Genomic DNA, 7,183 nt, shown 5'->3' on the forward strand with positions numbered 1-7,183 from the left:
GTCTGTTGAAGTTCAGGACAAAGAAGACATGGATGGCCGGGTCGATCCCGGCCATGATGAAAGGCGAGAATGAGCCAACTACGACCCAATTCCTACCGAAGTGGCCCCGACGAGCGCGGGCATTTCGGCATTTTCGGCGGCCGGTTTGTTGCGGAAACGCTGATGCCCCTGATCCTCGATCTGGAAAAAGCCTATGCCGAGGCCAAGGCCGATCCTGCGTTCCATGCGGAAATGAACGGCTATCTGAAGAATTATGTCGGCCGGCCGTCGCCGCTCTATTTTGCCGAACGACTGACCGAACACCTCGGCGGCGCAAAAATCTATTTGAAGCGCGAAGAGCTCAATCACACCGGCTCGCACAAGGTGAACAACGTGCTCGGCCAGCTCATGGTGGCGCGGCGCATGGGCAAGAAGCGCATCATCGCCGAGACCGGTGCCGGCCAGCACGGCGTTGCCACGGCCACGCTGTGTGCACGCTTCGGGCTTGAGTGCTTCGTCTACATGGGGGCCGTCGACGTCGAACGGCAGCAGCCGAACGTGATCCGCATGGAAATGCTGGGCGCCAAGGTGATTCCGGTGCAGTCGGGCTCGCGCACGCTGAAGGATGCGATGAACGAGGCGTTGCGCGATTGGGTCACTAACGTGCACAACACCTTCTACTGCATCGGAACGGTGGCAGGGCCGCATCCCTATCCGATGATGGTGCGCGACTTCCAGTCTGTCATCGGCGAGGAGACCCGCAAGCAGATGCAGGAAACCGAAGGCCGTCTGCCGGATTCGCTCGTCGCCTGCATCGGCGGCGGCTCCAACGCGATGGGGCTTTTCCATCCGTTCCTCGACGATCCCTCCGTCGAAATGTTCGGCGTCGAAGCCGCCGGTCACGGCCTGACGCAGTTGCATGCGGCGTCGCTCGCCGGCGGCCGGCCCGGCGTGCTGCACGGCAACCGCACCTATCTCCTCATGGACGACGACGGCCAGATCCAGGACGCGCATTCGATCTCGGCCGGCCTCGATTATCCCGGCATCGGCCCGGAGCATTCCTGGCTGCATGACGTCGGCCGGGTGAAATACCTGTCGGCGACCGACGCGGAAGCGCTCGAGGGGTTTCAGCTGCTGTCGCGGCTGGAAGGCATCATTCCCGCGCTCGAACCGGCGCACGCCATCGCCAAGGTGATGGAACTCGCGCCGCAGCGGCCGAAGGACCACCTGATGGTGGTCAATCTCTCGGGCCGCGGCGACAAGGACGTGCCGCAGGTCGGCGATATCCTGCGGGGTAAGACGAAGTGACAATCCGTATCGATGCGCGGTTTGCGCAACTGAAGAAAGAAAATCGCTCGGCTTTCGTCACCTTCCTGATGGCGGGCGATCCTGATCCAGTGACCTCGCTTGAGGTCATCAAGGCGCTTCCGAAGGCCGGAGCCGACATCATCGAAATCGGCATGCCTTTCACTGACCCGATGGCGGACGGTCCCTCGATCCAGGCCGCGGGCCTGCGCGCGTTGAAGGCCGGCATGACCTTGAAGAAGACGCTTGCGATGGTGCGCGATTTTCGCAAGGCCGATGATGCGACGCCAATCGTGCTGATGGGTTACTACAACCCGATTTATATTTACGGCGTCGACCGGTTTCTTGCCGATGCAAAATCTGCCGGCGTCGACGGCCTGATCGTGGTCGATCTTCCGCCGGAAGAGGATTCCGAATTGTGCGTGCCGGCGATGAAAGCGGGGTTGAATTTCATCCGCCTTGCGACGCCGACGACCGACGACAAGCGTCTGCCGGCCGTTCTCGCCAATACGTCGGGCTTCGTCTATTACGTCTCGGTCACAGGCATTACCGGCAGCGCCAGCGCCGATTCCCGAGCGGTCGGCGAAGCGGTGGCTCGCATCAAGCGGCACACGGCCTTGCCGGTCTGTGTCGGCTTTGGCATCCGCACTCCGGAAGCCGCCCGCGCGATCGCGGGAGAGGCCGATGGCGCCGTGGTTGGTACCGCTCTTGTCGATGCGTTGCGGGGAAGTCTTGATTCGTCAGGCAAAGCCACAGTCAAGACGGTGACTGCCGTAACCGAATTGACGGCGGCACTGGCCGCCGGTGTTCGAGGCACAAGATAGGCTGCAACCTGGTAAGGCCCGGCGTCACAGAGCGCCTTGCCGGGTCTGTCCGGTGAGGCCATATAAGGTCCGACGAATGAACGCACTTCGGAGCGCAGCATGAATTGGCTCACCAACGTCGTCCGGCCGAAGATCCGCAACATGCTCCGCCGCGAGACGCCGGAGAATTTGTGGATCAAATGTCCGGATTCCGGGCAGCTCGTCTTCTACAAGGACGTCGAGGCCAATCAGTTTGTCATTCCCGGCTCCAACTATCACATGCGCATGGGCGCGGTCGCGCGGTTGAAGTCGATCTTCGACAACGAGACCTGGTTTGATGTCGCGCTGCCGGAGGTGCCCGCCGATCCGTTAAAGTTTCGCGACGAACGCAAATATGCCGACCGCATCAAGGACGCGCGCACCCGCACCGGACTCAACGACGCCGTCAAGGTTGGTTACGGCAAGCTCGAAGGCGCGGCTGTCGTCGTCGCCGTGCAGGATTTTGATTTCATGGGCGGCTCGCTCGGCATGGCGGCCGGCGAGGCGATCGTGCGCGGGCTTGAGCTCGCGGTCGAGAAAAAGTCCCCGTTCATCGTGTTCGCGGCCTCCGGCGGCGCGCGCATGCAGGAGGGCATTCTGTCGCTGATGCAGATGCCGCGGACCACCGTTGCCATCCAGATGCTGCGCGAAGCGAAGCTGCCCTACATCGTCGTTCTGACCAATCCGACCACTGGCGGTGTCACCGCCTCCTACGCGATGCTGGGTGACGTGCAGATCGCGGAGCCCGGCGCGTTGATTGGTTTTGCCGGCGCGCGCGTGATCGAACAAACCATCCGCGAAAAGCTGCCGGAAGGCTTCCAGCGCGCCGAATATCTCAAGGACCACGGCATGGTGGACATGGTCGTGCATCGTCATGACCTGCGTCCGACGCTGGCGCGGCTCTGTCGTCTCTTGACCAAATCCCCGGCCCTGGAAACCGCAGCGAAGCCCGCCAAGCCGGTGGCGGAGCCGGCCACGATTCCGTCGGCTGCGGAAATGGCCCCGGCAGCGCCTTCCGCGTGAGCGATTTTTCGCCTGCGCCGCACCGCGACCTGATCGCACGGCTGTCGCGGCTGCATCCCAGCCGCATCGAGCTGGGTCTGGAGCGGATGCAGCGCCTTCTGGAGCGGCTCGGCCATCCCGAACGCAAGCTGGCCCCGGTCATTCATGTCGCCGGCACCAATGGCAAGGGTTCGACCGTCGCCTTTTTGCGCGCGACCCTGGAAGCGGCGGGCTATCGCGTTCATGCGTTCACCTCGCCCTATCTCGTGCGGCTCAACGAAAGCTACCGGCTCGGCCATCTTGGCGGCGGCGCTCTTGTCGATGATGCGGAACTCGCTGCCACGCTGGAACGCTGCGAGCACGCCAATGCCGGCGAGCCGATCACGATTTTCGAGATCGAAACGGTTGCCGCATTTGATCTGTTTTCGCGCCATCCGGCAGATGCCGTGCTGCTCGAAGTCGGCCTCGGCGGGAGGCTGGATGCGACCAATGTGATCGAGCGGCCGATCGCTTGTGTGATCTCCCCGGTCAGCATCGATCACAGCGAGTTTCTCGGGTCTTCGCTGCGGTCGATCGGGGCCGAGAAGGCCGGCATCATCAAGCGCGGCGTGCCGGTGATTTGCGCGAACCAGGAAGCGGACGCGCTCGCCGAAATCGAGAACCGCGCCAAACGTCAGCGCGCGCCGCTGCATCGCGCCGGGCAGGAGTGGCACATTAGCGTCGAGCGCGGACGGCTGGTCTATCAGGACGATCGCGGCCTGTTGGATCTGGCGGCGCCGAGGTTGTTTGGCCGCCATCAATTCGACAACGCCGGACTTGCGGTGGCGACCTTGCGCGCGGCTGGCGCCTTCAGGATCGAGGCGTCGGCCTTCGAAGCGGGTGTTACCAATGCCGAATGGCCGGCACGGATGCAGCGGCTCGCTGCAGGTGCGCTGGTCGAGCAGGGGCCGGTTGGCGGCGAGATCTGGCTCGACGGCGGTCACAACGCAGAGGGGGGCCGCGTCGCGGCGGCCGCGCTGGGTGATCTGGAGGAGCGGGTGTCGCGGCCGCTGGTCGTCATCGTCGGCATGATGGCAAACAAGGACGCCGCCGGCTTCCTCGCCAATTTCGCCGGGCTTACCCGCCACATCATCGCGGTGCCGATCCCCGATCGCGACGGCGCCATGCCGCTCGATCGGCTCATGGATGCGGCGCGTGCGCTCGGCATGCGGGTGGAGAGTGCGGCGAACGTCGAAGCGGCTTTGCGGACTGTCGCGCGGCTCGCCTATGAAGTGCCGCCGCGGATCCTGATCGCGGGATCGCTCTATCTTGCCGGCCACGTGCTGTCGGCGAACGGTACTCCGCCACGCTAATGGAATGGGCGGCCTCAGCCGCCCATTCCGACGTGTTGCTCCAGCGTGCCCCGTTATTCGGCGCCACGTTCAATTGGCCACGATTCCGTACGGCGTGTCGAGGTCGGTTCCATGAGGCCCATCACCATGGCGCTCAACGAGCTGCCTGTCAGGAGCACCGTGGCGCCCAGGACCAACAGACCGACCAGCGCGAGAATGGCCGGATTAGCCGTTCCGGTGACGGCGAGAATGCCGAGAATGCCGGCCGCAAGACCCGCGAGCGATTGCATGATCGCGGAACCCGCCGCCATTTCGCTCGCAAAAATCTCGCCACTTGAGGCTGCCTGCATTCCGCCGAGACGGTGGGAACTCCGCTTCGAGCGATAAAGGTGCCAGACAGAGTTGCTGCTGAGGAGCAGCCCGGCTCCGAAGGCGATGACCGCGATCGAAATCAAGGTCTGCGCATAGATGTTAAGGAGCGCCAGGACGCCCAGCACGATGCCCGCAATGCCCACGAGGAAAAGGGTCGACAGGCCGCCGCCGCTTCCAATCTCCTCGCCCATCGCCGAGGCTCCGGCAGGGGAACTCATTCGCGTATATTCCGTGAGCATCGTCCCGCCCTGAATCAGCAGTGCGACGCCAAACACGATCGTGGCGATTCCCGCCAGCGTCATGTCGTGAACGCCGGTCAGGGCGATGATGGCGAGAACAATGGTCGCGATGCCACCGACGGCATCGACCAAACCTCCATAGGTTGCGGCCTCCTGGAGGGAGTGTTCTGTGGTGGTGATAGTTGACATGAGAAAACCTCCTTGTCTTGAGGTGCGCGCCGATGCCGGTTGTTGAAAAGAGCAAGCGCTCAGGCTGGAAATGGCTGGGCGTCTGTGGCGGTGTCCCGCGCTTGTTGCGCCGGGCCTTGATCGTGCGCGCCTGACACAAGGAGAACGGGCTGGAGGCGCTGCCCGTTCCTAAAATACGACGATTTTCCGATGCGCGACGGAACAACTCGCGTCGCGTGGAACAGCGGAAACCATGCCAAACAAAACGGCCGGCTTTCGCCGGCCGTGGGGAAACCAATATTGTCTTCGGAAAGATCAGACCGCTGCAGTGATCCACTGCTGGAGCTTTGCCTTCGGCGCGGCGCCGACCTGGCGGGAAGCCATCTCACCGCCCTTGAAGATCATCAGTGTCGGGATCGACATCACGCCGTATTTCGACGCCGTCTTCGGGCTCTCATCGACGTTCAGCTTGACGATTTTGACCTTGTCGCCCATCGCGCCGGCAATCTCGTCGAGCGCCGGTGCAATCATGCGGCACGGGCCACACCACTCAGCCCAGAAATCGACCACGACCGGGCCTTGCGCCTTGAGCACCTCGGCCTCGAAATCGGTATCGGAAACCTTGCCAACGGCCATTGTATTACCTCGTTCAGTTCGGGACGGATGCGGCGCCTGGTCAGGAATCGCCGCTGGGACCGTGGGTCCAAACTATGAACGCACCCTTGCCGGGTCAAGCTTCATGCCCCGCCGGGGCCGGATGCCAGTTCGGCTTCCAGCGCGGGAGGTAAAATCTCCATCAATTCAGGGGCTTCAGTCCAAAGCAGTGCGGTGCGGGTCGTCCGCCGGGGATAAAGCCTGGCGAGTAATGCACGATAAAGTGCAAGCTGCCGGACATAGGCGGAGGGCGCTTCGGCCGCTGTCGCCGGCGGGCTTTGATTGGTCTTGAAATCGACGATCAGCACCTCGTTGTCCGTTATGAACAAACGGTCGATTTGCCCGGAGACCAGCACAGAGCCGCCGGACGGCCTTTCGAGCCAGCCCACGATCGGCACCTCGGCGCGGCTGCCATCGCCGAACACCGCGGCAAAACGTCCATCCCCGATCAGCTCGAGTACTTTGGCGGCGAGCGCTTCACGCTCGCTATCCGTCCAGTTGCTGGTGTTGCGGCGAAGAAAGTTCAGCGCCGCGTCGCGCCGGCGGATCACTGCGAGTTCGGGCAGGGATTGCAGGAGACGGTGCACCAGCGTGCCGCGTTGTAAGGCGCGCGTCCGGTCTCTGACGAACTCGCCGGATCTGGCGCGCCGTGCGGTATCGCCGCCGCCATCCGATGGACGCAGCAGATCCGCCTTTGATACCTGCGAAGGCGGCACCGTCCGCAGCCAGGACGGCAATGTGGGTGGCGCGGTGGTCGCACTTGCCACCACGCCGGCTGCTTGAGCACCGTCTTCGGCGCGCGTGTAGCGCCGGATCGGTCCATCGTCGGTTTCGATGATCTCTTCCTGGAGACCGGAGGCCGCCAGCCCCTTGTCGGCGAGATCATACCAGCAGAGCTTGCGGACGCCGTTCATATTGCCGGGCTTGATGCCGGCGACGATCAGCCGGTCAGCCGCGCGCGTCATCGCCACATAAAGCAGGCGGCGATATTCGTCCTCGGTGTCGGCGAGCATCGCGTCTCTCGCCGTCGCTATGGCGAAGGGATCATCGGCTTTCTTGCCCGCCCAGACGGTGACGTGTCCCCCGCTGGCGCGGGGCAGCTGGATCAGCCGCAAACGCTGCGTATCCGCGGGCGACGATGTCGTGTCGACCATGATGACGACGGAAGCTTCCAGGCCCTTGGCGCCATGCACCGTCATCACGCGCACCTCGTCGCGCGAGATTTCCATGTCGCGCTTGACCTCGGTATCGGCCGAGCGCAGCCAGGCCATGAAGCCTTGCAGCGAGGCTG

Annotated in this window: 7 protein-coding genes; 4 read left to right on the forward strand and 3 right to left on the reverse strand. The window is 63.6% G+C overall.

Annotated features, from left to right (window positions below; translation table 11 throughout):
• The first annotated feature begins 69 nt into the window (after positions 1-69).
• The 4 genes from trpB (at position 70) to NEZ08_RS12340 (ending at position 4,480) form a co-directional block, all read left to right on the forward strand.
• A complete protein-coding gene (gene trpB, locus NEZ08_RS12325) occupies positions 70-1,287 on the forward strand; it encodes a tryptophan synthase subunit beta (RefSeq protein WP_298107181.1) in 1,218 nt (405 codons plus the stop codon).
• Positions 1,284-2,108, forward strand: a complete 825-nt coding sequence (gene trpA, locus NEZ08_RS12330) for a tryptophan synthase subunit alpha (protein WP_298107183.1) — start codon at positions 1,284-1,286, stop codon at positions 2,106-2,108. The genes trpB and trpA overlap by 4 nt, the downstream gene beginning before the upstream one ends.
• A 99-nt stretch (positions 2,109-2,207) precedes the next feature.
• Positions 2,208-3,149 (forward strand): acetyl-CoA carboxylase, carboxyltransferase subunit beta, encoded by a 942-nt coding sequence (gene accD, locus NEZ08_RS12335; RefSeq protein WP_298107185.1) that lies wholly within the window; start codon positions 2,208-2,210, stop codon positions 3,147-3,149.
• 86 nt (positions 3,150-3,235) lie between these two features.
• Positions 3,236-4,480, forward strand: coding sequence for a folylpolyglutamate synthase/dihydrofolate synthase family protein (locus NEZ08_RS12340; RefSeq protein WP_298107196.1), 1,245 nt, complete (start codon positions 3,236-3,238; stop codon positions 4,478-4,480).
• 53 nt (positions 4,481-4,533) lie between these two features.
• Here the strand turns inward: NEZ08_RS12340 and NEZ08_RS12345 are convergent, their stop codons facing one another.
• From NEZ08_RS12345 to NEZ08_RS12355, 3 genes are all read right to left on the reverse strand, one after another.
• Positions 4,534-5,259: a hypothetical protein gene (locus NEZ08_RS12345; protein WP_298107186.1), complete on the reverse strand. Its 726-nt coding sequence runs from the start codon at positions 5,257-5,259 to the stop codon at positions 4,534-4,536.
• A gap of 294 nt (positions 5,260-5,553) precedes the next feature.
• Complete coding sequence (gene trxA / locus NEZ08_RS12350; protein ID WP_298107188.1) at positions 5,554-5,874, reverse strand: thioredoxin; 321 nt, start codon at positions 5,872-5,874, stop codon at positions 5,554-5,556.
• 101 nt (positions 5,875-5,975) lie between these two features.
• Positions 5,976-7,183 (reverse strand): PD-(D/E)XK nuclease family protein (locus tag NEZ08_RS12355; protein ID WP_298107190.1); only part of this gene is annotated, 1,208 nt, incomplete at its 5' end.

Origin of the sequence: Bradyrhizobium sp., from assembly GCF_027451485.1 — a bacterium.
Lineage (GTDB): Bacteria > Pseudomonadota > Alphaproteobacteria > Rhizobiales > Xanthobacteraceae > Bradyrhizobium.

What these genes read in the sequence shown, in the direction of transcription:
- trpB (WP_298107181.1), top strand. Translation starts at nt 70, where the DNA reads ATGAGCCAACTACGACCCAATTCCTACCGAAGTGGCCCCGACGAGCGC.
- accD (WP_298107185.1), top strand. Translation starts at nt 2,208, where the DNA reads ATGAATTGGCTCACCAACGTCGTCCGGCCGAAGATCCGCAACATGCTC.
- NEZ08_RS12345 (WP_298107186.1), bottom strand. Translation starts at nt 5,259, where the DNA reads ATGTCAACTATCACCACCACAGAACACTCCCTCCAGGAGGCCGCAACC.
- trxA (WP_298107188.1), bottom strand. Translation starts at nt 5,874, where the DNA reads ATGGCCGTTGGCAAGGTTTCCGATACCGATTTCGAGGCCGAGGTGCTC.
- NEZ08_RS12340 (WP_298107196.1), top strand. Translation starts at nt 3,236, where the DNA reads ATGCAGCGCCTTCTGGAGCGGCTCGGCCATCCCGAACGCAAGCTGGCC.